General features: G+C 58.7%; 21 protein-coding genes and 1 pseudogene. 10 read left to right on the top strand and 12 right to left on the bottom strand.

Annotated features, from left to right (window positions below):
- Positions 1–12: 12 nt before the first annotated feature.
- Entirely contained in the window at positions 13–1,215 is a 1,203-nt protein-coding gene (locus AC1RS8_RS17245; RefSeq protein WP_489338876.1) for an EmrA/EmrK family multidrug efflux transporter periplasmic adaptor subunit, read from the top strand.
- A 146-nt stretch (positions 1,216–1,361) separates the two neighbouring features.
- Positions 1,362–2,894, top strand: a complete 1,533-nt coding sequence (locus AC1RS8_RS17240; RefSeq protein ID WP_489338875.1) for a DHA2 family efflux MFS transporter permease subunit — start codon at positions 1,362–1,364, stop codon at positions 2,892–2,894.
- A 125-nt stretch (positions 2,895–3,019) separates the two neighbouring features.
- Here the strand turns inward: AC1RS8_RS17240 and lpxH are convergent, their stop codons facing one another.
- Positions 3,020–3,772: a UDP-2,3-diacylglucosamine diphosphatase gene (lpxH, locus tag AC1RS8_RS17235; RefSeq protein WP_090456633.1), complete on the bottom strand. Its 753-nt coding sequence runs from the start codon at positions 3,770–3,772 to the stop codon at positions 3,020–3,022.
- Positions 3,769–4,272 (bottom strand): peptidylprolyl isomerase, encoded by a 504-nt coding sequence (locus tag AC1RS8_RS17230; RefSeq protein ID WP_008053603.1) that lies wholly within the window; start codon positions 4,270–4,272, stop codon positions 3,769–3,771. Before AC1RS8_RS17230 ends, lpxH begins: the two co-directional genes overlap by 4 nt.
- 250 nt (positions 4,273–4,522) lie before the next feature.
- Here AC1RS8_RS17230 and AC1RS8_RS17225 point away from each other — a divergent pair, with 250 nt between their 5' ends.
- The gene (locus tag AC1RS8_RS17225) at positions 4,523–6,220 is read left to right on the top strand and encodes a glutamine--tRNA ligase/YqeY domain fusion protein (RefSeq protein ID WP_150812606.1); all 1,698 of its coding nucleotides are present in this window, start codon (positions 4,523–4,525) and stop codon (positions 6,218–6,220) included.
- Positions 6,221–6,240: 20 nt separating this feature from the next.
- Positions 6,241–7,623 carry a cysteine--tRNA ligase gene (cysS, locus tag AC1RS8_RS17220; RefSeq protein WP_007970481.1) on the top strand — a complete coding sequence of 461 codons (1,383 nt, stop codon included), beginning with the start codon at positions 6,241–6,243 and terminating at the stop codon, positions 7,621–7,623.
- 214 nt (positions 7,624–7,837) lie between these two features.
- Here the strand turns inward: cysS and AC1RS8_RS17215 are convergent, their stop codons facing one another.
- Positions 7,838–9,676 carry a sigma-54-dependent Fis family transcriptional regulator gene (locus tag AC1RS8_RS17215; RefSeq protein WP_218496193.1) on the bottom strand — a complete coding sequence of 613 codons (1,839 nt, stop codon included), beginning with the start codon at positions 9,674–9,676 and terminating at the stop codon, positions 7,838–7,840.
- 376 nt (positions 9,677–10,052) lie between these two features.
- Between AC1RS8_RS17215 and AC1RS8_RS17210 the strand changes: the two genes are divergently transcribed.
- From AC1RS8_RS17210 to AC1RS8_RS17185, 6 genes are read left to right on the top strand one after another with little or no spacing between them, the layout of a single operon-like run.
- The gene (locus AC1RS8_RS17210) at positions 10,053–11,147 is read left to right on the top strand and encodes an ABC transporter ATP-binding protein (RefSeq protein WP_057714145.1); all 1,095 of its coding nucleotides are present in this window, start codon (positions 10,053–10,055) and stop codon (positions 11,145–11,147) included.
- On the top strand, positions 11,147–12,262 hold the full coding sequence (locus AC1RS8_RS17205; RefSeq protein ID WP_057714146.1) for an ABC transporter ATP-binding protein: 1,116 nt from the start codon (positions 11,147–11,149) through the stop codon (positions 12,260–12,262). The genes AC1RS8_RS17210 and AC1RS8_RS17205 overlap by 1 nt, the downstream gene beginning before the upstream one ends.
- The gene (locus tag AC1RS8_RS17200) at positions 12,259–13,125 is read left to right on the top strand and encodes a carbohydrate ABC transporter permease (protein ID WP_008046507.1); all 867 of its coding nucleotides are present in this window, start codon (positions 12,259–12,261) and stop codon (positions 13,123–13,125) included. The genes AC1RS8_RS17205 and AC1RS8_RS17200 overlap by 4 nt, the downstream gene beginning before the upstream one ends.
- Before the next feature lie 7 nt (positions 13,126–13,132).
- On the top strand, positions 13,133–13,933 hold the full coding sequence (locus AC1RS8_RS17195) for a carbohydrate ABC transporter permease (RefSeq protein WP_008046506.1): 801 nt from the start codon (positions 13,133–13,135) through the stop codon (positions 13,931–13,933).
- Positions 13,934–13,943: 10 nt separating this feature from the next.
- Positions 13,944–14,216, top strand: coding sequence for a DUF2160 domain-containing protein (locus tag AC1RS8_RS17190; protein WP_057716585.1), 273 nt, complete (start codon positions 13,944–13,946; stop codon positions 14,214–14,216).
- A 47-nt stretch (positions 14,217–14,263) separates the two neighbouring features.
- Complete coding sequence (locus tag AC1RS8_RS17185; protein ID WP_150755568.1) at positions 14,264–16,006, top strand: ABC transporter substrate-binding protein; 1,743 nt, start codon at positions 14,264–14,266, stop codon at positions 16,004–16,006.
- 175 nt (positions 16,007–16,181) lie between these two features.
- Here AC1RS8_RS17185 and AC1RS8_RS17180 read toward each other — a convergent pair whose 3' ends face one another.
- From AC1RS8_RS17180 to nuoK, 9 genes and pseudogenes are all read right to left on the bottom strand, one after another.
- Positions 16,182–17,216, bottom strand: a complete 1,035-nt coding sequence (locus tag AC1RS8_RS17180) for a 2Fe-2S iron-sulfur cluster-binding protein (RefSeq protein ID WP_159390264.1) — start codon at positions 17,214–17,216, stop codon at positions 16,182–16,184.
- 68 nt (positions 17,217–17,284) lie between these two features.
- Entirely contained in the window at positions 17,285–18,196 is a 912-nt protein-coding gene (locus AC1RS8_RS17175) for a diiron oxygenase (RefSeq protein ID WP_407515626.1), read from the bottom strand.
- A 43-nt stretch (positions 18,197–18,239) separates the two neighbouring features.
- Positions 18,240–18,938: a glutamine amidotransferase gene (locus tag AC1RS8_RS17170; RefSeq protein ID WP_493163142.1), complete on the bottom strand. Its 699-nt coding sequence runs from the start codon at positions 18,936–18,938 to the stop codon at positions 18,240–18,242.
- A gap of 446 nt (positions 18,939–19,384) precedes the next feature.
- Positions 19,385–19,501, bottom strand: a pseudogene (locus AC1RS8_RS17165) (PIN domain nuclease); the annotation flags it as partial.
- The gene (locus AC1RS8_RS17160; RefSeq protein ID WP_493163140.1) at positions 19,498–19,668 is read right to left on the bottom strand and encodes a hypothetical protein; all 171 of its coding nucleotides are present in this window, start codon (positions 19,666–19,668) and stop codon (positions 19,498–19,500) included. The pseudogene AC1RS8_RS17165 and the gene AC1RS8_RS17160, both read right to left, overlap by 4 nt.
- Positions 19,669–19,881: 213 nt before the next feature.
- The gene (gene nuoN, locus AC1RS8_RS17155) at positions 19,882–21,345 is read right to left on the bottom strand and encodes an NADH-quinone oxidoreductase subunit NuoN (protein WP_489338873.1); all 1,464 of its coding nucleotides are present in this window, start codon (positions 21,343–21,345) and stop codon (positions 19,882–19,884) included.
- Positions 21,346–21,352: 7 nt separating this feature from the next.
- Positions 21,353–22,885 (bottom strand): NADH-quinone oxidoreductase subunit M, encoded by a 1,533-nt coding sequence (gene nuoM, locus AC1RS8_RS17150; RefSeq protein ID WP_104447789.1) that lies wholly within the window; start codon positions 22,883–22,885, stop codon positions 21,353–21,355.
- 39 nt (positions 22,886–22,924) lie between these two features.
- A complete protein-coding gene (nuoL, locus tag AC1RS8_RS17145) occupies positions 22,925–24,784 on the bottom strand; it encodes an NADH-quinone oxidoreductase subunit L (RefSeq protein ID WP_493163137.1) in 1,860 nt (619 codons plus the stop codon).
- Positions 24,781–25,089 carry an NADH-quinone oxidoreductase subunit NuoK gene (gene nuoK, locus AC1RS8_RS17140; protein WP_007946416.1) on the bottom strand — a complete coding sequence of 103 codons (309 nt, stop codon included), beginning with the start codon at positions 25,087–25,089 and terminating at the stop codon, positions 24,781–24,783. Before nuoK ends, nuoL begins: the two co-directional genes overlap by 4 nt.
- Between the last annotated feature and the right edge of the window lies 1 nt (position 25,090).

Below are 25,090 nucleotides of genomic sequence, written 5' to 3'. Positions count from 1 at the left end.
AAGGTACTTGTCATGGCCACTGCCGATACAACTCAACCTCCTGAAAACACCCAGGGCAACCCCAATTCGGGCAAGCGCAAGTTCATGCTGCTGGTCCTGGCTGCCGTCGTCGTGCTCGGTTGCGCGGGTGTCTGGGCCTACCACGAGTTCTACGGGCGCTGGAGCGAAAGCACCGACGACGCCTATGTGAACGGCAACGTGGTGGAAATCACGCCGCTGGTCACCGGCACCGTGGTCAGCATCGGCGCCGATGATGGCGATCTGGTGCACGAAGGCCAGGTGCTGGTGAACTTCGACCCGAACGACGCCGAAATCGGTCTGCAAAATGCCCAGGCCAATCTGGCGCGTACCGTGCGTCAGGTGCGTGGCTTGTATAGCGATGTGGACGGCATGAAGGCCCAGGTCAACGCCCAGAAAGCCGAAGTGCAAAAGGCCCAGGACAACTTCAGCCGCCGCAAGAACCTCGCCGCCGGCGGGGCGATTTCCCAGGAAGAGCTGTCCCACGCCCGTGACGACCTGACCTCGGCGCAAAACGCCCTGGCCAATGCCGAACAAAAGCTCAAGACCACCAGCGCGCTGGTCGATGACACCGTGGTTTCATCGCACCCGGATGTGATGGCCGCCGCCGCGCAACTGCGCCAGGCCTACCTGAACAACGCCCGCAGCACCTTGATTGCGCCGGTGACCGGTTACGTGGCCAAGCGTTCTGTACAACTTGGCCAGCGCGTGCAACCGGGTACCGCGCTGATGGCGGTGATTCCCCTGGATCAGCTGTGGATCGACGCCAACTTCAAGGAAACCCAGTTGCGTGACATGCGCATCGGCCAACCGGTGCAGATCGAGACGGACCTGTATGGCAGCAGCGTCAAATACAGCGGCACCATCGACAGCCTCGGCGCCGGGACCGGCAGTGCGTTTGCCTTGCTGCCAGCGCAAAACGCCACCGGCAACTGGATCAAGATCGTGCAGCGCGTGCCGGTGCGAGTCCACGTCAACGCCGAGGAGCTGGCCAAACATCCGCTGCGGGTCGGCCTGTCGACCATGGTCGATGTGGACCTGCACGACCAGAGCGGGCCGGTGCTGGCGCAACAGCCGCCGCAGAAGGCTTCGTTCAGCACCAGCGTCTATGACCGTCAGCTGACCGAGGCCGACGCGATGATCACCCAGTTGATCCACGACAACAGCGCCGCGGTCAGCAAGACCGCACAACGCTGATATGCCATCACATCGACCCTGTGGGAGCGAGCTTGCTCGCGATAGCGGACTGACATTCAACATCAATGTCGACTGAACCAACGCTATCGCGAGCAAGCTCGCTCCCACAGGGTTAGCGGCGCTAGCCGAGTTTCAAAGGATTTGCGATGAGCAATAACGCGTCTTTCACACCGCCCAGCCTGTTGCTCAGCACCATCGGCCTGTCGCTGGCGACCTTCATGCAAGTGCTCGACACCACCATCGCCAACGTGGCGCTGCCGACGATTTCCGGCAACCTGGGCGTGAGTTCGGAGCAGGGCACCTGGGTCATCACCTCGTTCGCCGTGAGCAACGCCATCGCCTTGCCGCTGACCGGTTGGCTCAGTCGGCGTTTCGGCGAGGTGAAGCTGTTTGTCTGGGCGACACTGCTGTTCGTACTGGCTTCGTTCCTGTGCGGGATTTCCACCTCGATGCCGGAGCTGGTGGGCTTCCGGGTGCTGCAAGGGGTAGTGGCCGGGCCACTGTACCCGATGACCCAGACCCTGCTGATTGCGGTTTACCCCCCGGCGAAACGGGGGCTGGCGCTAGCGCTACTGGCGATGGTCACGGTGGTCGCGCCGATTGCCGGGCCGATCCTCGGCGGCTGGATCACCGACAGCTACAGCTGGCCGTGGATTTTCTTCATCAACGTGCCGATCGGCCTGTTCGCGGCATGGGTGGTCACCCAGCAGATGAAAAAGCGCCCGGTGGTCACCAGCCGCCAACCGATGGATTACGTCGGTCTGATCGCGCTGATCATTGGCGTCGGGGCTCTGCAGATCGTGCTCGACAAGGGCAATGATGCCGATTGGTTCGAATCCAGCTTCATCGTGATCGGCTCGGTGATTTCGGTGGTGGCCCTGGCGTTCTTCGTGATCTGGGAAATGACTGACGAACACCCGGTGGTCAACCTGCGCCTGTTCGCCCATCGCAATTTCCGCTACGGCACCATCGTGCTGATCCTGGGCTATGCCGGGTTCTTCGGGATCAACCTGATTTTGCCGCAGTGGCTGCAAACGCGGCTGGGTTATACCGCGACCTGGGCCGGTTTTGCCGTGGCCCCGCTGGGGATCCTGCCGGTGCTGCTGGCGCCGTTTGTCGGCAAGTACGCACCGAAATTCGACATGCGCCTGCTGGCGGGCGGGGCATTCCTGGCCATCGGCCTGAGCTGTTTCATGCGCGCAGGCTTCACCAATGAAGTGGACTTCCAGCACATCGCCATGGTGCAGTTGTTCATGGGGATCGGCGTAGCGCTGTTCTTCATGCCGACCCTGACCATCCTGCTCTCGGACCTGCCACCGAACCAGATTGCCGACGGTTCGGGGCTGGCGACGTTCTTGCGGACCTTGGGCGGCAGTTTCGCGGCGTCGTTGACCACCTGGATCTGGATTCGTCGGGCGGACCAGCACCACGCCTACCTGACCGAAAGCATCACCCCCTTCGATCCGGCGACCCGCGAAGCGCTGACCCACCTGGGCGGGGCAGGGGCCAAGGCCTATACGCAGCTGGACCAGATGGTGATCAGCCAGGCGTACATCATGTCCACGGTGGACTACTTCACCTTGCTGGGCTGGATGTTCGTGGGGTTGATACTGATTGTCTGGCTGGCAAAGCCGCCGTTTACGGCGAAGGCCGGGCCAGAGGCTTCCACGGGGCACTGACAAACACAGTGGAATCCATGTGGGAGCGAGCTTGCTCGCGATAGCGGTGGATCAGTCAACAAAGATGTTGGATGTTAATCCGCTATCGCGAGCAAGCTCGCTCCCACAGGGATCTCCTACAGCCTTCAGTTCGCGGGTGCTGCCAGTTGCGGTGGCGGAGTGAAATCAAACGGCGCCAGCGCAAACCCTTGCTCATCCACCTGCAATGCCCACCCTTGACGATCCCAATCCCCCAGCACAATGCGCCGGGCCGCTTGCTCGCCAAGCTGCAACTTGTGAATCGCGGGGCGGTGGGTGTGCCCGTGGATCAAGGTCTTCACGCCGAATTCCTGCATGATCCGCGGAATCTCTTCGGGCGTGACATCGACGATGTCATTGGCCTTCATCCGCGTTTGCGCACGGCTTTCACTGCGCAGTTTGCGCGCCAGCTTGTGCCGGGTGCGCAGCGGCAGATGCCGCAGGATGAACAGGGTGATCGGGTTGCGCAGGTAGCGACGCAGCTTCATATAGGCTTCGTCGCGGGTACAGAGGCTGTCGCCGTGCATCAGCAGCACCGGCTCGCCGTTGAACTGCACGACACTCGGATCCTTCAACAAGGTGCAGCCGGCTGCTTTGCAGAAGGCCTTGCCCAACATGAAGTCGCGATTGCCGTGCATCAGGAAAATGGCCGTGCCGCTGTCGCTCAATTCGCGCAGGGCCTGGCAGATGGAACGCTGGAAGGGTGTCATGGCGTCGTCGCCAATCCACACCTCGAAGAAGTCGCCCAGAATGTACAACGCACTCGCCGAGCGGGCGCGTCCGGCGAGCAAATCCAGAAACGCCCGGGTAATGTCCGGGCGCTCCTCTTCCAGATGTAAATCTGAAATCAGCAATATCACTCAATGATCTCGGCTTTCTCGATGATCACGTCGTCTGCCGGTACGTCCTGGTGGCCGGACTTGGAAGTGGTGGCCACGCCTTTGATCTTGTCGACAACGTCGGTGCCGGCGGTCACTTTACCGAATACCGCGTAGCCCCAGCCCTGAACGTTCTTGCCGCTGTGGTTCAGGAAGCTGTTGTCCGCCACGTTGATGAAGAACTGTGCGGAAGCCGAATGCGGCTCCATGGTGCGGGCCATGGCGACGGTGTATTTGTCGTTGGAAAGACCGTTGTCGGCTTCGTTCTGGATGCTTGGACGCTTGTCTTTCTTTTCTTTCATGCCTGGCTCGAAACCGCCGCCCTGGATCATGAAGTTACCGATGACACGGTGGAAAACGGTGTTTTCGTAGTGACCGGCTTTAACGTACTCAACGAAGTTGGCCACGGTGATCGGGGCTTTGTCGGCGTTCAGTTCGAGGACGATGTCACCGAAGTTGGTAGTCAGTTTGACTTGGGTCATGATCGTTACTCACTAGAGGAATTCGTGGTGTTGGAACATCGCGTCCCGCCACCGGTTCAGCCTTTTTGGCCAAGGTGCGCAGTTTAGCGTGCCAGACGCGAATTTCGAGGCTGTTTTTTCATTTACGGCCTATTAAATGCGACGGTTTACAGAGTGCGCTCTGTCAGGTACTTGACGGCATCGGCTATGATAGCGGCTTTGTTTTGTCCGGCCTTCATTACGGCCACGCACTTGTACGTTCAAGGATCCTATGAGCAAGCCCACTGTCGACCCTACCTCGAATGCCAAGACCGGCCCTGCCGTGCCGGTCAACTTCCTGCGGCCGATCATCCAGGCAGACCTGGACTCGGGCAAGCACACGCAGATCGTCACCCGTTTTCCGCCTGAACCCAACGGCTACCTGCACATCGGCCACGCCAAGTCGATCTGTGTGAACTTCGGCCTGGCCCAGGAGTTCGGCGGCGTCACGCACCTGCGTTTCGACGACACCAACCCGGCCAAGGAAGACCAGGAATACATCGACGCGATCGAAAGCGACGTCAAATGGCTGGGCTTCGAATGGTCCGGTGAAGTGCGCTACGCCTCGCAGTATTTCGACCAGTTGCATGACTGGGCGGTGGAGTTGATCAAGTCCGGCAATGCCTACGTCGACGACCTGACCCCGGAACAAGCCAAGGAATACCGCGGCAGCCTGACCGAGCCGGGCAAGAACAGCCCGTTCCGCGACCGCAGCGTCGAAGAGAACCTGGACCTGTTCGCCCGCATGAAAGCCGGCGAGTTCAAGGACGGCGCACGGGTGCTGCGGGCCAAGATCGACATGGCCTCGCCGAACATGAACCTGCGTGACCCGATCATGTATCGCATCCGTCACGCTCACCACCACCAGACCGGTGACAAGTGGTGCATCTACCCCAACTACGACTTCACCCACGGTCAGTCGGACGCCATCGAAGGCATCACCCATTCGATCTGCACCCTGGAGTTCGAAAGCCACCGTCCGCTGTACGAGTGGTTCCTCGAGCACTTGCCGGTACCGGCCAACCCGCGCCAGTACGAGTTCAGCCGCCTGAACCTGAACTACACCATCACCAGCAAGCGCAAGCTCAAGCAGCTGGTCGATGAAAAGCACGTCAATGGCTGGGACGACCCGCGCATGTCCACGCTGTCGGGTTTCCGCCGCCGTGGCTACACGCCTAAATCGATCCGCAACTTTTGCGAAATGATCGGCACCAACCGTTCCGACGGCGTGGTCGACTTCGGCATGCTCGAATTCAGCATCCGCGACGACCTCGACCACAGCGCCCCGCGCGCCATGTGCGTGTTGCGTCCGCTGAAAGTCGTGATCACCAACTACCCGGAAGGCCAGGTCGAAAACCTCGAACTGCCGTGCCACCCGAAAGAAGACATGGGCGTGCGCGCGTTGCCGTTCGCCCGTGAAATCTACATCGACCGTGACGACTTCATGGAAGAGCCGCCGAAGGGCTACAAGCGCCTGGAGCCGGCCGGTGAAGTGCGTCTGCGTGGCAGCTACGTGATCCGCGCCGACGAAGCGATCAAGGACGCCGATGGCAACATCGTCGAACTGCGCTGCTCCTACGATCCGGACACCCTGGGCAAGAACCCGGAAGGTCGCAAGGTCAAAGGCGTGATCCACTGGGTGCCGGCCGCTGCCAGCGTCGAGTGCGAAGTGCGTCTGTACGATCGTCTGTTCCGTTCTCCAAACCCGGAGAAGGCCGAAGACAGCGCCAGTTTCCTGGACAACATCAACCCTGATTCGCTGCAGGTACTCACCGGTTGTCGTGCCGAGCCTTCGCTGGGCAATGCACAGCCGGAAGACCGTTTCCAGTTCGAGCGCGAAGGTTACTTCGTCGCCGATCTCAAGGACTCGAAACCAGGTCAGCCGGTATTCAACCGTACCGTGACCCTGCGTGATTCGTGGGGCCAGTGATTTAGCGTCAAGGAATAAACGTGCTTACGATCTACAACACGCTCACCAAGAGCAAAGAAGTCTTCAAGCCGCTCGATGGCAACAAGGTGCGCATGTACGTGTGCGGCATGACCGTGTACGACTATTGCCACCTGGGCCACGGCCGCAGCATGGTCGCGTTCGACCTGGTGACGCGCTGGTTGCGCTTCAGCGGCTATGACCTGACCTACGTGCGCAACATCACCGACATCGACGACAAGATCATCAATCGGGCCAACGAGAACGGCGAGTCGTTCGAAGCCTTGACCGAGCGCATGATCGCGGCGATGCACGAAGATGAAGCGCGCCTGAACATCAAGAAGCCGGACATGGAGCCGCGTGCCACGGATCACATCCCTGGCATGCACGCGATGATCCAGACCCTGATCGACAAGGGCTACGCCTACGCCCCGGGCAATGGCGACGTGTACTACCGCGTCGGCAAGTTCATGGGCTACGGCAAGCTGTCGCGCAAGAAGATCGAAGACTTGCGCATCGGCGCACGCATCGAAGTCGACGAGTCCAAGCAGGACCCGCTGGACTTCGTTTTGTGGAAAGCCGCCAAACCGGGCGAACCGAGCTGGGAATCGCCGTGGGGCGCCGGGCGTCCGGGCTGGCACATCGAGTGCTCGGTGATGTCCACCTGCTGCCTGGGCGAGACATTCGACATTCATGGCGGCGGCAGCGACCTTGAGTTCCCGCACCACGAAAACGAAATTGCCCAGAGCGAAGCGGCCACCGGCAAGACCTACGCCAACGCCTGGATGCATTGCGGCATGATCCGTATCAATGGCGAGAAGATGTCCAAGTCCTTGAACAACTTCTTCACCATTCGCGACGTGCTCGACAAGTACCACCCGGAAGTCGTGCGTTACCTGCTGGTGTCGAGCCACTACCGTAGCGCCATCAACTACTCGGAAGACAACCTCAAGGACGCCAAAGGCGCTCTGGAGCGTTTCTACCACGCGTTGAAAGGCCTGCCGAACGTGGCGCCAGCGGGCGGCGAAGCCTTCGTCGAGCGCTTCACCCAGGTGATGAACGACGACTTCGGTACTCCGGAAGCCTGTGCGGTGCTGTTCGAGATGGTCCGCGAGATCAACCGCCTGCGTGAGAGTGACCTGAACGCTGCGGCCGGTCTGGCCGCCCGTTTGAAAGAACTGGCCAGCGTGTTGGGTGTGTTGCAACTCGAAGCCGATGACTTCCTGCAGGCTGGCGCCGAAGGGCGCGTGGACGCAGCCGAAGTCGAGGCGCTGATTGCCGCGCGTCTGGCGGCACGCGCTGGCAAGGACTGGGCCGAATCCGACCGCATCCGCGACCAGCTCACCGCCATGGGCGTGGTGCTGGAAGACGGCAAGGGCGGCACGACCTGGCGTCTGGCTGACTGACAGCTGTAGTGCTTGAAAACAAAACCCGCCTTGTGCGGGTTTTTGTTTATGGGGTTGGACTCCAGGCTTGTGTTGACAGGGCTGACACCATCGCGAGCAAGCTCGCTCCCACAGGTTCTGTGGTATGCGCAGATTTTGTGTTCGACACGGACACTGTGGGAGCGAGCTTGCTCGCGATGGTCTCAAGCCGAATATTACCGCTGCGATTCACTCGTCATTCAGTCTGGCGCAACCGCTTGTAAAGGGTATTGCGACTAACCCCCAACCGCCGCGCCAGATGGGAAATATTCCCCCCAACCGCCTGCAGCTGCCGATTCAACTCCTCGGCATCATCAAGATCAACCGCCAACGGCTCCTGCGACTCCACCGGTTCCATCTCCAGATCGACAAAAAAATCATCCGGCAAATGCTCCGGCCTTATCGGTTGTTCCTCGGCCATAGCCAACGCCACCTGCATCACGCTGCTGACCTGACGCAGGTTTCCCGGCCACGGATGGCGCTCGAACAGCTCCAATACCTCGCGGCTCAGTCCGGCCCATTGGCTTGGCTCGCGATGCTGTTCCCACAGGCGTTTGAACAACGCCTCTTTATCACTGCGCTCTCTTAACGGTGGCAGTTCCAGGGTCAGGCCGCCGATGCGGTAATACAGATCTTCACGAAACCGCCCCAGTTGTACCTGTTCGCGCAACGAGCGATTGGTCGCTGAAATGATGCGCAAGTCCACAGGAAACAACTCGCTGCTGCCCACGGGCTGCACGCAACGCTCCTGCAACACCCGCAACAGTCGTGCCTGGGTTGGCAGTGGCATATCGCCGATTTCATCGAGGAACAGCGTGCCTTTGTCAGCCTTGCGGATCAGGCCGATGCTGCCTTTCTGGTTGGCGCCGGTGAACGCGCCTTTCTCGTAGCCGAACAGCTCTGACTCGACCAATTCGGCGGGGATCGCTGCACAGTTCACCGCAATAAACGCCTGTTTGCTGCGGGAGCTGGCCTGATGCAAGGCTTTGACGAAAACTTCCTTGCCGACGCCAGTCTCGCCGTGGATTAACAGCGGAATGTCTTTTTCCAGCAAACGCTCGGCCTGGCGCACAGCTTTTTCCACGCGGCTGTCGCCGAAGTGCAGGGTGTTGAGGCTGATCGCGGCCGGTGTTGGCGCAGTCACGGCAGGTTCGGCGAACACTCGCGGTTGAATCGGAACCTGCTTGGGTCTTTTCAGCAGACACTGGAAGCGGTTGCGCCCGGAAGCCTGCAGCGAGAAGGGCAAGCCTTCGGGTTGGTTCAGCAACTCCAGCAGCGAGACCTTGAACAGGCTTTCGACACTGACCCGCGACAGGCTGATGCCCAGCAGGTTGTCGGCCCGGCGGTTGGCCGACAGCACCTGGCCGGTTTCATCAAATATCAGCAATCCGGCCCACTGACTGTCGAGGTTATTCAGCCCGGTGTTGAACGTCAGTTGGAAATGCTGGCCATGGAACAGGTTGAGGATCAACCGGTTTTCCACGGTCTGGCTCATCATCTTGACCATGCCCAGAGTGTGGGAGGGCGGCAGGTAGCTGTCGCTGGACACGTCCAGCACCGCGATCACCTTGCGCTCGGTATCGAATATCGGCGCGGCGGAACCGGTCATGAAGCGGTTGGCCTTGAGGAAATGTTCGTCGTGCTCGATGTGCACCGCTTGCTCGCAGGCCAGGGCGGTGCCAATGGCGTTGGTACCGGTGCAGCGTTCCATCCAGCTGGCGCCGGCGCTGAAACCCCGGGCCAGTTTCGGTTCGATAAAGCGCTGGGTGCCCCACGACGTGAGCACCTGGCCCTGATGGTCGGCGAGCATGATCAGGCAATTGGAGTTGCTCAGGATGTTCTCGTAGTAGGGCAGCACTTCCTGATGGGTGGTTTGCACCAGTGAATGCTGGCTCTCCAGCAGTTGCGCGATGCCTGCGGCCGGCAATTGGTCGAATGCCGGCGTGCTCTGATGACTGAGGCCGAACGCGCGGCAACGGGACCAGGAGTCCTGGATGATGGCGTCGTGGGACAACGGCGATGCGGGTGCGGCCATGGCAGTCGATCTCTGAGCAAGCTTTTATTGTTGTTATTCAATTACACATGGCGCCCTGTAGGAGCGAGCTTGCTCGCGATGGACGTGAGGTCGCCTCGTTCCTTCAGGCAGCCCTCGTCACGTTGACCTCCATCGCGAGCGAGCTCGCTCCTACAAGGGCCGGAATACGGTCTGTAGAGTGTTGTTCACTAATGTTCATTGTCAACCGTTGAAGTGTTCAGTTGTTCAGTCGCGGTTGTTCATTTGTGTTCAGCAATGAACGTGACTCTGTAGTCATTTTCAGGAATTTCAAACTGAATCAATCGTTTGCAATTTCTGGCACAAATGTCGCTATACAGCTCCGGTCGCTTGACTCCAATAAGAAAAAGGCCGAGCCATGTCACTCACCCTGGAACACGTCAGCCGCACCGTCGAGGGCCAGACCTGGATCGACGATGCCAACCTGAGTTTTGAACCCGGTTCCTTCAACGTTTTGCTGGGTCGCACCTTGTCCGGCAAGACCAGCCTGATGCGCCTGATGGCCGGTCTGGACAAGCCCGACAGCGGCCGCATCCTGATGAATGGCGTCGATGTCACCCAGCGCCCCGTGCGCTTGCGCAATGTGTCGATGGTCTATCAGCAGTTCATCAACTACCCGACCATGACGGTGTTCGACAACATCGCCTCGCCGCTGCGTCAGGCTGGTGTTTCCAGCGAGCAAATTCAGAGCAAGGTGCTGGAAACCGCGAAGATGCTGCGCATCGAGAAGTTTCTCAAACGCTATCCGCTGGAGCTTTCCGGTGGTCAGCAACAACGCACGGCCATGGCCCGGGCGCTGGTCAAGGACGCCGAACTGATCCTGTTCGACGAGCCGCTGGTCAACCTCGACTACAAGTTGCGCGAAGAGCTGCGCCAGGAAATGCGCGAGCTGTTCAAGGCGCGCCACACCATCGCGATCTACGCCACCACCGAGCCCAACGAGGCCCTGGCCCTGGGCGGCACCACCACCATTCTTCACGAAGGCCGGGTGATCCAGAGCGGCCAGTCTTCGTCGGTCTATCATCAGCCGCAAACGGTGCTGGCGGCGGAGCTGTTTTCCGAGCCGCCGATCAACCTGATGCCGGGGCGCATTGCCGGCAACGAAGTGAGTTTCGCCAATTTCGTGCACTTCCCGCTGAACGTCGATCTGCGCCCGGTGGGCGAGGGCGAGTTCCGTTTCGGCGTGCGGCCCAGCCATATCTCGCTGGTGCCGAGCAACGACGATGACCTCGAATTGGCGGTGACTGTCGAAGTCGCGGAAATCAGTGGCTCGGAAACCTTCCTGCACGTGCGCAACGAGCATTTCCTGCTGGTGCTGCACTTGCCCGGCGTTCACGAATACGACGTCGATGCGCCGATCCGCATCTACATCCCGACCCATAAACTGTTTGTGTTCGATACGCAGGGGCGGCTGGTCCAGGCGCCGGGCCGGCGTGTCACGAGGGTTGCCTGATGGCCGAAATCCGTTTGCAGAACCTCGCCCACAGCTACACCAAGACTCCGGCGGGGCCGGAGGACTACGCGATCCGCGAGATGGACCACATCTGGGAGCAGGGTGGCGCCTACGCCTTGCTCGGTCCGTCGGGCTGCGGTAAATCAACCTTGCTCAACATCATTTCCGGGCTGCTCAGCCCGTCCCAGGGCCATGTGCTGTTCGACGGCAAAGCGGTCAACAACCTGACCCCGGAGAAGCGCAACATCGCCCAGGTTTTCCAGTTCCCGGTGGTCTACGACACCATGACGGTGTTCGACAACCTGGCCTTCCCGCTACGCAATCAGGGCATGGCCGAGGCCCGGGTGCATAGCAAGGTGCAGGAAATCGCCGAAGTTCTCGACCTGCAGAACCTGTTGAGCAAAAAGGCCCGCAACCTCACCGCCGACGAAAAACAGAAAGTCTCCATGGGGCGTGGGCTGGTGCGCGACGACGTGTCGGCGATCCTGTTCGATGAACCGCTGACGGTGATCGACCCGCACCTCAAGTGGAAGCTGCGGCGCAAGCTCAAGCAGATCCACGAACAGTTCAACATCACCATGGTCTACGTCACCCACGATCAGCTGGAGGCCTCGACCTTCGCCGACAAGATTGCGGTGATGTACGGCGGGCAGATCGTGCAGTTCGGTACGCCAAGGGAGTTGTTCGAGCGCCCGAGCCACACCTTTGTCGGCTACTTCATTGGCAGTCCCGGGATGAACCTGATCGAGGTGCAGCCGCAACCGGGTGGCGTCGGTTTCGCCTCGACTCACCTGCCGCTGTCCGAGGCGATGCAGCAGCGTATTGCTGAATCGGAGTGGAAAACCCTGAAGGTCGGCATTCGTCCGGAGTTCGTCCATGTGTGGGACGAAGCCTTTGATGACGCGCTGCGGGCACAGGTCGTACACGTCGAAGACCTGGGCACCTACAAGATCATGACCCTCAACCTCGATGGCGTCCCCCTGAAAGTGCGCCTGGCCGAAGACAAGCCGGTGCCGCAAGGCACGGCGTACATCAGTTTTCCGGCGCAGTGGCTGATGGTCTACGCCGATGAATTCCTGCTCGAAGCCAATGCCAACCAAGAGGCGCAGCCATGAACAAGGTGCAGAACAACAAGGCCTGGTGGCTGGTGCTGCCGGTGTTCCTGCTGGTGGCGTTCAGTGCGGTGATCCCGATGATGACCGTGGTCAACTATTCGGTGCAGGACATCTTCGACCAGTCCAGCCGCTACTTTGTCGGCGCCGATTGGTACAAGCAGGTGCTGCTCGATCCGCGCCTGCACGACTCGTTGCTGCGCCAGTTCATCTACTCGGCTTGCGTGCTGTTGATCGAGATCCCGCTGGGGATTGCGATTGCCCTGACCATGCCGACCAAAGGGCGCTGGTCGTCGGTGGTGCTGATCATCCTGGCGATTCCGTTGCTGATCCCGTGGAACGTGGTCGGCACCATCTGGCAGATCTTCGGCCGGGCCGACATCGGTCTGCTGGGGGCGAGCCTCAAGGCCATGGGCATCAGCTACAACTATGCGGCGAACACCATGGACGCCTGGGTCACCGTACTGGTGATGGACGTCTGGCACTGGACCTCGCTGGTGGCGCTGTTGTGCTTCTCCGGCCTGCGGGCGATTCCGGATGTGTATTACCAGGCGGCGCGGATCGACCGTGCCTCGGCCTGGGCGGTGTTCCGGCATATCCAGTTGCCCAAGCTCAAGAGTGTGCTGCTGATCGCGGTGATGCTGCGCTTCATGGACAGTTTCATGATCTACACCGAGCCCTTCGTGCTTACGGGTGGCGGTCCGGGCAATTCCACGACCTTCTTGAGCCAGACCCTGACGCAAATGGCGATCGGGCAGTTCGACCTGGGGCCGGCCGCCGCATTCTCGCTGGTGTACTTCCTGATCATCCTGTTGGTGTCCTGGCTGTTCTACACCGCCATGACTCACTCCGACGCCAACCGCTGAGGCCATCATGAGCAAGAGAAAGCTGATTCCACTGCTGATCTACATCCTGTTCCTGCTGGTGCCGATCTACTGGCTGCTGAACATGTCCTTCAAGAGCAACAGCGAAATCCTCGGTGGCCTGACGTTGTTTCCGCAGGATTTCACCCTGGCGAACTACAAGGTGATCTTCACCGATCCGAGCTGGTACACCGGCTACATCAACTCGGCGTACTACGTGAGCCTGAACACGATCATTTCCCTGACCGTGGCCTTGCCGGCGGCCTATGCGTTCTCGCGCTACCGCTTCCTCGGTGACAAGCACCTGTTCTTCTGGCTGCTGACCAACCGCATGGCGCCACCGGCGGTGTTCCTGTTGCCGTTCTTCCAGCTGTATTCCTCGATCGGGCTGTTCGATACCCACATCGCCGTGGCCCTGGCCCACTGCCTGTTCAACGTGCCGCTGGCAGTGTGGATTCTCGAAGGCTTCATGTCCGGCGTGCCCAAGGAGATCGACGAAACCGCCTACATCGATGGCTACAGCTTTCCCAAGTTCTTCGTGAAGATTTTCATCCCGCTGATCGGCTCCGGCATCGGCGTCACGGCGTTCTTCTGCTTCATGTTTTCCTGGGTCGAACTGCTGCTGGCGCGAACCCTCACTTCGGTGAACGCCAAACCGATCGCAGCGGTGATGACCCGCACGGTCTCGGCATCCGGTATCGACTGGGGCGTGCTGGCGGCGGCGGGGGTATTGACCATCCTGCCGGGCATGTTGGTGATCTGGTTTGTTCGCAACCACGTGGCCAAGGGCTTTGCCCTGGGCCGGGTATGAGGAACTGATGATGGAATGGATGAGTTGGACCGTCCCCACGGCGGCGTTCTTCGGCGTCATTGCCTTGATCCTGGTGGGCATGACCACCTGGGAATTGCGTTCGCCGAGCGTGCTCAGGCGAGGTTTTCTACCGATTGCCACCACCCGTGGCGATCGGCTGTTCATCGGTCTTCTCGGCAGCGCCTACCTGCATCTGCTGGTAATCGGCGTCACCGACTGGAGCATCTGGGTCGCCTTCGCGATGTCCCTGGTGTGGCTGTTGGCTGTGATGCGTTGGGGCTAGTCGAATCGCTCGGCAATGTTGCTCCGAAACTCAATAAGGAGGTCTCTATGTTCGACAAAAACAATAAGCTGCGACATAGCATTTCATTGGCAGCCATGCTGGCACTCAGCGGTTTGAGCGCATCTGCCTGGGCCGATGCCTATGAAGACGCGGCGAAGAAATGGATCGGCAGTGAATTCAAGCCGTCCACCCTGACGGCCGATCAACAACTCGAAGAGCTGAAGTGGTTCATCAAGGCGGCGGAGCCGTTTCGCGGGATGAGCATCAAAGTGGTGTCGGAAACCATCGCCACCCACGAGTATGAGTCCAAGGTGCTGGCCAAGGCCTTCACCGAGATCACCGGGATCAAGCTGACCCACGACCTGCTGCAGGAAGGCGACGTGGTGGAAAAGCTGCAGACCCAGATGCAGTCGGACAAGAACATCTATGACGGCTGGGTCAACGACTCGGACCTGATCGGTACACACTTCCGTTACGGCAAGACCGAATCGATCACCGACCTGATGGCCAACGAGGGCAAGAACTTCACCTCGCCGACCCTCGACATCAAGGACTTCATCGGCATCTCCTTCACCACCGCGCCGGACGGCAAGATCTATCAATTGCCCGACCAGCAGTTCGCCAACCTGTACTGGTTCCGCGCCGACTGGTTCGAGCGTGCGGACCTGAAGGCCAAGTTCAAGGAAAAGTACGGCTACGAGTTGGGCGTACCGGTGAACTGGTCGGCCTATGAAGACATCGCCAAATTCTTCAGCGAAGACGTCAAGGAAATCGACGGCAAGCGCGTTTACGGGCACATGGATTACGGCAAGAAAGACCCGTCGCTGGGTTGGCGTTTCACCGATGCCTGGTTCTCCATGGCAGGCGCTGGCGATAAAGGCATACCTAACGGCTTGCCGGTGGACGAGTGGGGGATCCGCGTCGAGGATTGTCATCCGGTCGGCTCCAGCGTGACCCGCGGTGGCGACACCAACGGCCCGGCAGCAGTGTATGCGACCACCAAGTACGTTGACTGGATGAAGAAGTACGCGCCACCGGAAGCGGCGGGCATGACTTTCTCCGAATCAGGTCCCGTGCCATCCCAGGGCAACATTGCCCAGCAGATCTTCTGGTACACCGCATTTACCGCCGACATGACCAAGCCTGGCCTTCCGGTGATGAACGCCGACGGCACGCCGAAATGGCGCATGGCGCCTTCGCCGAAAGGTCCATATTGGGAAGAGGGCATGAAGCTCGGTTATCAGGACGCCGGTTCCTGGACATTCATGAAGTCCACGCCTGAGAAACAAAAACTGGCGGCCTGGCTGTACGCGCAGTTCGTGACCTCGAAAACCGTGTCGCTGAAGAAAACCATCGTCGGCCTGACCCCGATCCGCGAATCGGACATCAACTCCCAGGCCATGACCGACCTGGCGCCGAAACTCGGTGGCCTGGTGGAGTTCTACCGCAGCCCGGCCCGCGTGCAATGGACCCCGACCGGGACCAACGTGCCTGATTATCCTCGCCTCGCGCAGTTGTGGTGGAGCCACATCGCCGAAGCCGCCAGCGGCGAGAAAACCCCGCAAGAGGCGCTGGATGGCCTGGCCAAGGATCAGGACGCAATCATGACCCGTCTGGAACGCTCGAAGGCACAAGCCACCTGCGCCCCGAAAATGAATCCAGAGCGCGATGCTCAATATTGGTTCGACCAACCGGGCGCCCCGAAACCGAAACTGGCGAACGAAAAGCCTAAGGGTGAAACCGTGAGCTACGCCGAACTGCTGAAATCGTGGGAGGCGGCGCGCAAGTAAAGCACTGGAGTTGTGAAAGGCGAACGGCACCGGGAGGTGCCGTTTTTTATAGTTGCTTGTGTCACCGCATTCGCCGGCAAGTTGGCTTGTTGGGTCGCCGCATCGCAGCGAAAACGTCGTTGAAACGATGTCGATAGTTCAGATCACCGCGCCACCCTCGGTTCGTGCAAGCCGGTCAGATCTCAATTGAGAGCTCGCCACCCTCGGCATATGTGCAACAAGCTAATGCGAAACCCGCCTCCAGTTCCGTAGTGCTGAGCGAGAAGTCAGGCGCTCTTTTGCATGCCCCGGAAATAACCTTGATCCTGCAACTGCCACAGATGCCTGAGCGACACTGACTGCGGATGGGTACCTGGTTGGCTTCCAACGCATCAAGCAGCGTTTGTCCACTACTGACCTGGAAATGGTGGTCCTGCTGATTTGATCGAGCACAGACAGTGGTCAGCGGGCTGTGTTCGGCTGCTGGTTCTGACTGTTCCACGCTGCTGAACGCTTCAATGAAACAGGGGATGTTGTGATTCAGCTCCTTGACCAATACCTGCTGGGCGACGGAAAAGCCATGGCTGCCGCAAATGACTGCCGCGTCGACGGGAACTGAATCCGGTAAGGAAAGTTTAACCAGCCGTCCTCCGGTAAAGTGGTGAGAGTGTGTATCGATTGATTCTCGAGTAATAAAAAAACGAACGTTGAACCAGTTCGATCGAAACGCTAAGGCGAGGAGTTCCGCGAGGAAAGGTATGCTCGCAATCGTAGGTGAACTAACCAGCAGCGTTACTCTGGGAATGGGTTTATCTTTGCTTTCAAGCTCGACAAGGCTACGGATCAGCGCGATCGGCAATGTGATGCCGATACCGCCTGCCAGCATCAAGACATGCCGGTAGGCGATAATACTGTCCGAAGTGATGTTGCCACCAACGTTGGAAAAACAAAGGAGTGATCCGCAGCCGACGTTCGAATACAAAGTGTCCGATACTCCATTGTTGCCGGTGCGCTTGACCGTGATTTCAATTTGATTGATATCTCGCACCGCCGTGATCGAGTAATTACGTTGTTGTGCCGTGCCAGAGCGGTCTGGATGATTGATCGCAATATATCGTCCCGGCTTTAATTCATTGGGTTCAATGCATTGGGGCAATCGCAGCAGGTAAGTCTTCGTGTTGGTTGCTGCATCTGAGATTTTCTCGCAACTCAAGAACGTAAGCCGCTCCATGGTCGTCCCCTTCATGGTAAAGAGATAAGTACGTTTTTAATGAGTTGTTCAAGAAGTGCCAGCTGATATCAGTGGGTTTCTTCGAGACCTATTCTGCTCAGTAATTTGTCGACCGATTCGGTGTAAACGTTGACTTCGCCAAGTGTCGCCGTGTCGTGGATGATGTCCGCATAGCGAGGCAGGCGAGCATGAGAAAATGCCATTTCCCAAGCCCCCATTTCATTGTTTGCAAACATTGATACGGTTTTTTTAATAATGGCCTTTAAATGCGTTTTTTCATGTTGAGATAGCGTCGATATCAGATCTGCCGCTACATAACTGAATACACTGGAATGACTCCATTCATCCATCGCATGGGTCTTGGTGACTTGATGGCAAATGCTTTGAACGGAACTGTCTTCGGCCAACGTTTTAAGATAGTCCGTAATCAGCGTTTCACTGGCGCAGGCGATACCGAAGCGAGTGAGTCTGCGCTCCCATTCGGCAGAACAGGACGATAGCACCCAATTCTTCCATTTGATCAGGTTGAAGTCGGTGAAATTCAGGTGTGCAAGATCTCTGTGGTGATAAATGTAGTTGCATGCGGTGACCGACATCTTGGTGTGCAGTGCTTCGTCAAGCAGTGCTTCGGAGATGGACTCCTGAAGCAATGCTCGATTCCTGGTTGCGCTGGGTGGCGTTTTGATGATGTCTTCGCAGGCTGGCGTGACGATGTCGCATTCGATATAAATGGTTTTCAGGTTGTAGATGATCCATGCATAGGAAAGGCATGTTGATTTCATTTCGGAAGAGGCTTCGATCCAGGCAGGGTGATTTCTGAAGGGAAGCAAGCTCTCGCAAAAGTCGTTTTTGCCGGGATCGAAGGCTAGCTCGGAATAAGTAGGTTGTTTGTTATTGACTGCGGCTCGGGTGCTCCAAAGCACCGAAAGTTTTTCGAGCATCTGTGCAACCGAGTAAGTTTGAATGTCGTGGGTGTTCATGATAGTTACCTTTTGTTCTAAATAGTCGACCCGATGAGCTTTGTTAGAGTGGCAGGTCGAGCCAGTTTGAAATGATTTTCGGGGCAACGGTTTTCAATGACTTACCGTGTAAAGCTACCTGTCGACGCAAGTCGCGAGGGTCAATTGAGGCCATGTTCAATTCGGCTGCGTGACCGATCAGCCATTGTTCAAAGCGGTCAGGATCAATTTCCAAGTGGAACTGTAGACCCAGTATGTTTTTGCCGACACTATACGCCTGATTGGCACAGAGTTTACTGCTCGCCAAGTGATGAGCCCCTTTGGGGATGTCGAATTGATCTCCGTGCCAATGCAATACGGCGACATCGTCGTTCAATAGATCAAGGCAGGAAGGGTGTGCGTCATTAATCAACTGTAAAGGGCTGAAGCCAATCTCCAAGTGCCCCATTGGATAAACGGAGGCTCCCAACACCCTCGCTATCAGCTGGGCACCAAGACAGATTCCCAACGTTTTCTTGTTGCTTTGCAAACGTGCGTTGATAAGTGCAATTTCATTTTCTATGAATGGGTATTTTTTTTCATCATAAGCACCGATCGGCCCTCCCAATATCACCATCAGATCAGGCGTTATGGGATCAACTGCCTGCAGCTCTTCCGAAGTGGCATCAATAATATGAATATTATAATTGCGTTGAATCAACGGCTGTTCAAGTGTGCCAAGATCTTCAAAGTTTAAGTGTCGAATCACGAGTGCGTTTTTCATTGTGGCCCGTTTCTTGTAGTTGATCTGGGCGATAAATTAAACTCGGTACTCAGGTGTTGTCGAACGGCAAAATGTAAGAATTATGCAATAACATTTTTATTTGTTTGGGTTTTTATCCGTCGCCGGCCTCAATTCACTATGAATGCGAGGACTTTCTGACTCAGTCTTTAGGGGGGCGTGATGCAAGCGCCGAATAAAGATTGAATATATGTGACAAGAACTGACGTTCACATGGGAAGCATCCCTTCGGAAACCTGAATCAATAGCTGCTTGCAATGCTTGGTTCTTGCTGTCGGCGATTTCTGATGGGACATACAGATATTCTCCGGCAATAAGGTGGGCATCGATCTTAAAAAAACCAAACGCAAAAACGCCACTCGGAGGTGCCGTCTTGTTTGGCCAGTGCCCCCGGATCGCCCCCGGAGCAGGCTCGCGAACAGGCCATCCGCTGCGCTGACATAAATGTCGGCAGCGTTCTCAATGAGCTTTCTGGCTTTACCCGAAAGCTGCGGATCATCACTGAGTGTCCAGAGTAAATTACGCGTGTCGAGTAGAAGCCTCATTCGTGAGTGCCTTCAAAAACATCAAGCATTTCAACTGGTAGTGGCGCGTCAAAATCTTCTGGAAGCACCAATTTGCCTTTCATCGTTCCGATTCGCTGCCCGACATTACCTTTGCGTTCGGCAGCAAAGGCATCGAAACCCTCTACGATTTCGGAAAAAAATCTCACGTTTTATTGTTAGTTCTCGCATTGGTTTATCAATCTAGAAGTCATTCAAGATAGAACCAAGTGCTCAATGCTGGATGTAGGACGAGGCGGGTAATCCCGCGTGAGCTTTCGGGGATTGTCGGAGGAGGGGAGCGCGCCGGTAACATATCCTACAAACGCAAAAACGGCACCCGAAGGTGCCGTTTCTGTTTACTACTGAATGGCTCTAAGCGATCAACCCGCCAGGCCCGACTGTTGAACCAGGTTCAGCAGCGGTTGTGGGTACAGGCCGAGGAAGAAAGCCAGTACCGCGATGGCCAGCAGCATCACGCCGCCTGCCTTCTGTTCCCAGTGCAATTGAGCGTCGACGCGGCGCAGGTTTGGCTCGATCAGGTACAGGGTGACCATCACTCGCAGGTAGTAGAACACGCCGATGGCACTGCCCAGTACCAGGGAGCCGACCAGCCACCACTGATGGGACTCGACGCCGGTGGCGATGATGTAGAACTTGCCGATGAAGCCTGCGGTCAGCGGGATACCGGCCAGGGACAGCATCATCACGGTCAGCACGGCGGTCAGGTACGGACGGCGCCAGAACAGGCCGCGGTATTCGTACAGGGCGTCTGCGTCACGGCCTTTGTACGGCGAGGACATCAGGGTGATCACACCGAAAGCGCCGAGGCTGGTGATCACGTAGGTGACCAGGTACACGCCGATGGCTTCCACGGCCAGGCCCTTGCTCGCCACCAAGGCGATCAGCAGGTAGCCGAAGTGGGCGATGGACGAGTAACCCAGCAGACGCTTGAGGTTGCTCTGGGTCAGGGCCAGCAGGTTACCGAACAGGATCGACGCGATGGCGATGATGGTCAGCACGTTGCTCAGGACGCCGCTGCTTGCAGCAGGGGAGATCTGGAACAGGCGCACCATGACCGCGAACACCGCCACTTTGGCAGCGGTCGCCAGGAACGCGGCAACCGGCGCCGGGGCCCCTTCGTAAACGTCCGGAGTCCAGAGGTGGAAGGGTACCAGCGACAGCTTGAACGCCAGGCCGATCAGCATCATGCCCAGGCCCAGTTGTGCCAACGAGCTTGGCAGACCGGTAGCCGCCAGCGCCTGGCCGATGCCGACGAAGCTCAGGGAGCCGGCGTCAGCGTAGAGCAGGGCCATACCGAACAACAGGAACGCGGAACCGGCCGCCGATAGCACCATGTACTTGATACCGGCTTCCAGCGAGCGCTTGTTGAAGAAGGCATAGGCCACCAGACCGTAGACCGGCACCGACAGCAGTTCCAGACCGACGAACAACCCGGCCAGGTGCTGTGCGCTGACCAGCACCAGGCCACCGGCGGCGGACATCAGGATCAGCAGGTACAGTTCTTCACGGTTGCCCGGGTAACCCGTGCCACCATCGCCGAGGTAGGCGTGGGCGAGGGTGACACAAGCGAGGGTGGCGACCAGGATCAGCGCCATGTACAAGCAAGCGAAGCTATCGATTTGCAGCAGTGGGGTCACAGCCAGTGGCGCGACCTTCAAGGCTGGCAGGATCGACAGCAACGCCAGGTTCAGACCCGCCACCGACAGCAGGAAGGTCTGGGAGTGGTTGCGGCGCCAGGCAATTGCCAGCATCACCACGATGATCGTGGCGCTGGTAATCAACAGCGGCGCTAGCGCGATAAAGTGTTGAGTCGTGAATTCCATAGCGCTCTTACCGGGCCGAAGCGAGTTGAGTGAAGGCGGTGCCGAGCCATTGCTGCACGCCATGCATCGTAGCGGCAGAGGTATCGAGGAACGGTTGTGGGTACACGCCGATGTAGATCAGCAGTGCAGCCAGACCGACCACCATGATCATTTCGCGACCATCCATGCCATGCAGTACCGCGTCCGATTTGGCCGGGCCGAAGTAGGCACGATGGATCATGATCAGCGAGTAGACCGAACCGAACACCAGGCCGGACGTCGCGATGATGGTGACCCATGGAGCGATCGGGAAGGTGCCGATCAGGATCAGGAACTCACCGACGAAGTTACCGGTACCCGGCAAGCCCAGGGACGCCGCGGCGAAGAACAGGCTGAGAGCCGGCAGGTAGGCGATCTTCGACCACAGGCCACCCATCTCGCGCATGTCGCGGGTGTGGGTGCGTTCGTACAACTGGCCACTCAGGATAAAGAGTGCCGCCGCCGACAGACCGTGGGCCAGCATCTGCATCACCGCGCCCTGCAGCGCCAGTTGGCTGCCGGAGTAGATGCCGATCAGAACGAAGCCCATGTGGGAAACGGACGAGAAGGCAATCAGACGCTTGATGTCGGTTTGCGCGAACGCCAGGAACGCACCGTAGAAAATCCCGATCAGACCCAGGGTCATGGCGAACGGCGCGAACTCGGCCGACGCATTCGGGAACAGCGGCAGGGCGAAACGCAGCAGGCCGTAGGCAGCGGTTTTCAGCAAGATACCGGCGAGGTCGACGGAACCTGCAGTCGGCGCCTGGGCGTGAGCGTCAGGCAACCAGGAGTGGAACGGCACGACTGGCAGCTTCACCGCGAAGGCGATGAAGAAGCCGAGCATCAGGATGTACTCGGTGGTCGTCGACATCTTGGTTTTCAACAGGTCGGCGTAGTTGAAGGTAATCACGCCGGTGTCGTTGAAGTTGACCAGTACCAGACCCAGGATCGCCACCAGCATGATCAGGCCGGAAGCCTGAGTGAAGATGAAGAACTTGGTCGCCGCGTAGATCCGGGTTTTCTTGCCGTCCGAAGAACTGTGACCCCAGAGCGCGATGAGGAAGTACATCGGCACCAGCATCATTTCCCAGAAGAAGAAGAACATGAACAGGTCGAGGGCGAGGAACACGCCGACGACACCGCCCAGGATCCACATCAGGTTCAGGTGGAAGAAGCCCACGTGACGCTGGATCTCTTTCCACGAGCAGAGTACCGAGAGGACACCCAGCAGACCGGTCAGCATGATCATCAACAGCGACAGGCCGTCGAGGGCCAGGTGCACGTTGATGCCGAAGCGCTGGATCCAGACGTGCTTGAACTCAAGCGCCCAGGTCGGGTCGGCGCCAGGCGCCGGGGCAAATGAATAATCACCGTTGGCCCACAGCCAGAGGCCGAGGGAGAGCAACAGGGACATGGTGATCAGCGCAATCCAGCGGGGGAGGGTGGCGCCGAAGCGCTCACCCATCCAGCACAGCAGGCCGCCGATGAAGGGGATCAGGATTAGCCAAGGCAGAATCATGACGGGCTCAATTCCTTTCGCAAGTTCGCAAGGTTCATATCAGACCGCTACCAGCACGACGGCGCCGATAACCAGCACGGCACCAGCAGCCATCGAGGCGGCATACCAACGCAGTTGACCGGTCTCGGTACGGCTCAGGGCGGTGTGACCGCCTTTGGCCATGCGCGGGATCAGACCGATGGTCTGGTCCAGCGGGTCTTTGCGCAGGATGTGGATGATCGCCAGGTACGGCTTGACGAACAGTTTGTCGTAGATCCAGTCGAAGCCCCAGGCAGCGAACCACCAGGCCGAGAGGATACGGCCGATGCCGCTGTTGGCGATGGCGATGGCGGTGACGAAGCGACGCTTGCCGAGGAACAGCAATGCGGCCAGCAGGATGCCGGCCAGGGCGATGGCGCCCGAGGCGATTTCCAGGCTGTGCTTGGCTTCGCCGCCGGCATGGCCGACGCTTTGCGGCAGTACGCCGTGCAGCGGTGGAACGATCATCGCGCCGACGAAGGTTGACAGTACGATCAGCACCGACAGTGGCAACCAGTGAGCGATGCCGTGACCGGCGTGGGCTTCGGTCTTCGCTTCACCGTGGAACGCGATGAAGATCAGGCGGAAGGTGTACAACGAAGTCATGAATGCGCCGACCAGACCTGCGTAGAGCAGACCGTTGTTGCCGCTGGCGAACGCTTCCCAGAGGATTTCGTCCTTGGAGTAGAAGCCTGCGGTTACCAGTGGCAGGGCCGCCAGGGCCGCGCCGCCGACGATGAAGCTGGCGTAGGCCAGTGGCAGCTTCTTCCACAGACCACCCATCTTGAAGATGTTCTGCTCGTGGTGGCAGGCAACGATCACCGCACCGGAGGCAAGGAACAGCAGGGCCTTGAAGAAGGCGTGGGTCATCAGGTGGAAGATCGCGCCGTCCCAGGCGCCGACGCCCAGGGCCAGGAACATGTAGCCGATCTGGCTCATGGTCGAATAGGCGAGGATACGCTTGATGTCGGTCTGAACCAGGGCTGCGAAGCCGGCCAGAACCAGGGTCACGCCACCGACGATGCCGACCAGGTGCAGGATTTCCGGCGCCAGGGTGAACAGGCCATGGGTACGGGCGATCAGGTAGACACCGGCGGTCACCATGGTTGCGGCGTGGATCAGTGCCGAAACCGGGGTAGGACCGGCCATCGCATCCGCCAGCCAGGTTTGCAGCGGCAGTTGCGCGGATTTACCGACAGCACCACCGAGCAGCATCAGGGTGGCCATGACCATCCAGAAGTCGCCGGACTGGAATTTCTGCGGAGCCAGTACCAGCAGTTCCTGAACGTTCAGCGTGCCCAGTTGGGCAAACAGAATGAACAGGCCGATGGCCATGAACACGTCACCGATACGGGTCACGATAAAGGCTTTGAGTGCCGCGTTACCGTTGTTGCGGTTGCTGTAGTAGAAACCGATCAACAGGTAGGAGCACAGGCCCACGCCTTCCCAGCCGAAGTACAGGAACAACAGGTTATCGCCCAGCACCAGGAACAGCATGCTGGCGATAAACAGGTTGGTGTAGGCGAAGAAGCGCGAGTAACCGGCTTCACCGCGCATGTACCAGGACGCGAACAGGTGGATCAGGAAGCCGACGCCAACCACCACACCGAGCATGGTCAGGGACAGACCATCCAGGTACAGCGCGAAGTTCGGCGTGAAGCCTTCCACCGCCATCCACTGCCACAACACCTGGGTGTAGTGGCCGCCTTCAGGTGGTGCGACATTGAATTGCCAGATCACGTAAGCCGCGACGATGGCGGACAAGCCGACGGAACCGACGCCGATCAGCGCCGAAAGGTTTTCCGAGAGACGGCCGCGAGAAAACGCCAGCAGCAGGAAACCGATGAGAGGGAACAGGAAAGTCAGATAGAGAAGATTCATCCGCGCATCTCACTGGCAGCGTCGATATCGAGCGTGTGGAAGCGGCGATACAGTTGCAGCAGGATCGCCAGGCCGATACTGGCCTCGGCGGCTGCCAGGCTGATCACCAGGATGAACATGATCTGTCCATCCGGCTGTGCCCAGCGGCTACCGGCAACGATGAACGCCAACGCGGAGGCATTCATCATGACCTCCAGGCTCATCAGCACGAAAAGGATGTTGCGGCGGACCATCAGGCCGACCAGACCGAGGCAGAACAGGATGCCGGCGACCGCCAGACCATGCTCCATGGGGATAGCAGGCATC

This window comes from Pseudomonas sp. GW821-FHT12A04 (genome assembly GCF_058807755.1).
Note: the sequence above shows the minus strand (reverse complement) of the source record. Positions and strands in the feature narration are given on the sequence as shown.

Bases quoted from the DNA above. Each gene is read 5' to 3' on its own strand.
- AC1RS8_RS17240 (WP_489338875.1), top strand. From the start codon at position 1,362: ATGAGCAATAACGCGTCTTTCACACCGCCCAGCCTGTTGCTCAGCACC.
- AC1RS8_RS17180 (WP_159390264.1), bottom strand. From the start codon at position 17,216: ATGGAGCGGCTTACGTTCTTGAGTTGCGAGAAAATCTCAGATGCAGCA.
- AC1RS8_RS17215 (WP_218496193.1), bottom strand. From the start codon at position 9,676: ATGGCCGCACCCGCATCGCCGTTGTCCCACGACGCCATCATCCAGGAC.
- AC1RS8_RS17185 (WP_150755568.1), top strand. From the start codon at position 14,264: ATGTTCGACAAAAACAATAAGCTGCGACATAGCATTTCATTGGCAGCC.
- AC1RS8_RS17225 (WP_150812606.1), top strand. From the start codon at position 4,523: ATGAGCAAGCCCACTGTCGACCCTACCTCGAATGCCAAGACCGGCCCT.
- AC1RS8_RS17195 (WP_008046506.1), top strand. From the start codon at position 13,133: ATGAGCAAGAGAAAGCTGATTCCACTGCTGATCTACATCCTGTTCCTG.
- nuoM (WP_104447789.1), bottom strand. From the start codon at position 22,885: ATGATTCTGCCTTGGCTAATCCTGATCCCCTTCATCGGCGGCCTGCTG.
- nuoK (WP_007946416.1), bottom strand. From the start codon at position 25,089: ATGCCTGCTATCCCCATGGAGCATGGTCTGGCGGTCGCCGGCATCCTG.
- AC1RS8_RS17170 (WP_493163142.1), bottom strand. From the start codon at position 18,938: ATGAAAAACGCACTCGTGATTCGACACTTAAACTTTGAAGATCTTGGC.
- AC1RS8_RS17200 (WP_008046507.1), top strand. From the start codon at position 12,259: ATGAACAAGGTGCAGAACAACAAGGCCTGGTGGCTGGTGCTGCCGGTG.
- AC1RS8_RS17230 (WP_008053603.1), bottom strand. From the start codon at position 4,272: ATGACCCAAGTCAAACTGACTACCAACTTCGGTGACATCGTCCTCGAA.
- AC1RS8_RS17205 (WP_057714146.1), top strand. From the start codon at position 11,147: ATGGCCGAAATCCGTTTGCAGAACCTCGCCCACAGCTACACCAAGACT.
- nuoN (WP_489338873.1), bottom strand. From the start codon at position 21,345: ATGGAATTCACGACTCAACACTTTATCGCGCTAGCGCCGCTGTTGATT.
- AC1RS8_RS17175 (WP_407515626.1), bottom strand. From the start codon at position 18,196: ATGAACACCCACGACATTCAAACTTACTCGGTTGCACAGATGCTCGAA.
- AC1RS8_RS17190 (WP_057716585.1), top strand. From the start codon at position 13,944: ATGGAATGGATGAGTTGGACCGTCCCCACGGCGGCGTTCTTCGGCGTC.
- nuoL (WP_493163137.1), bottom strand. From the start codon at position 24,784: ATGAATCTTCTCTATCTGACTTTCCTGTTCCCTCTCATCGGTTTCCTG.
- AC1RS8_RS17210 (WP_057714145.1), top strand. From the start codon at position 10,053: ATGTCACTCACCCTGGAACACGTCAGCCGCACCGTCGAGGGCCAGACC.
- AC1RS8_RS17245 (WP_489338876.1), top strand. From the start codon at position 13: ATGGCCACTGCCGATACAACTCAACCTCCTGAAAACACCCAGGGCAAC.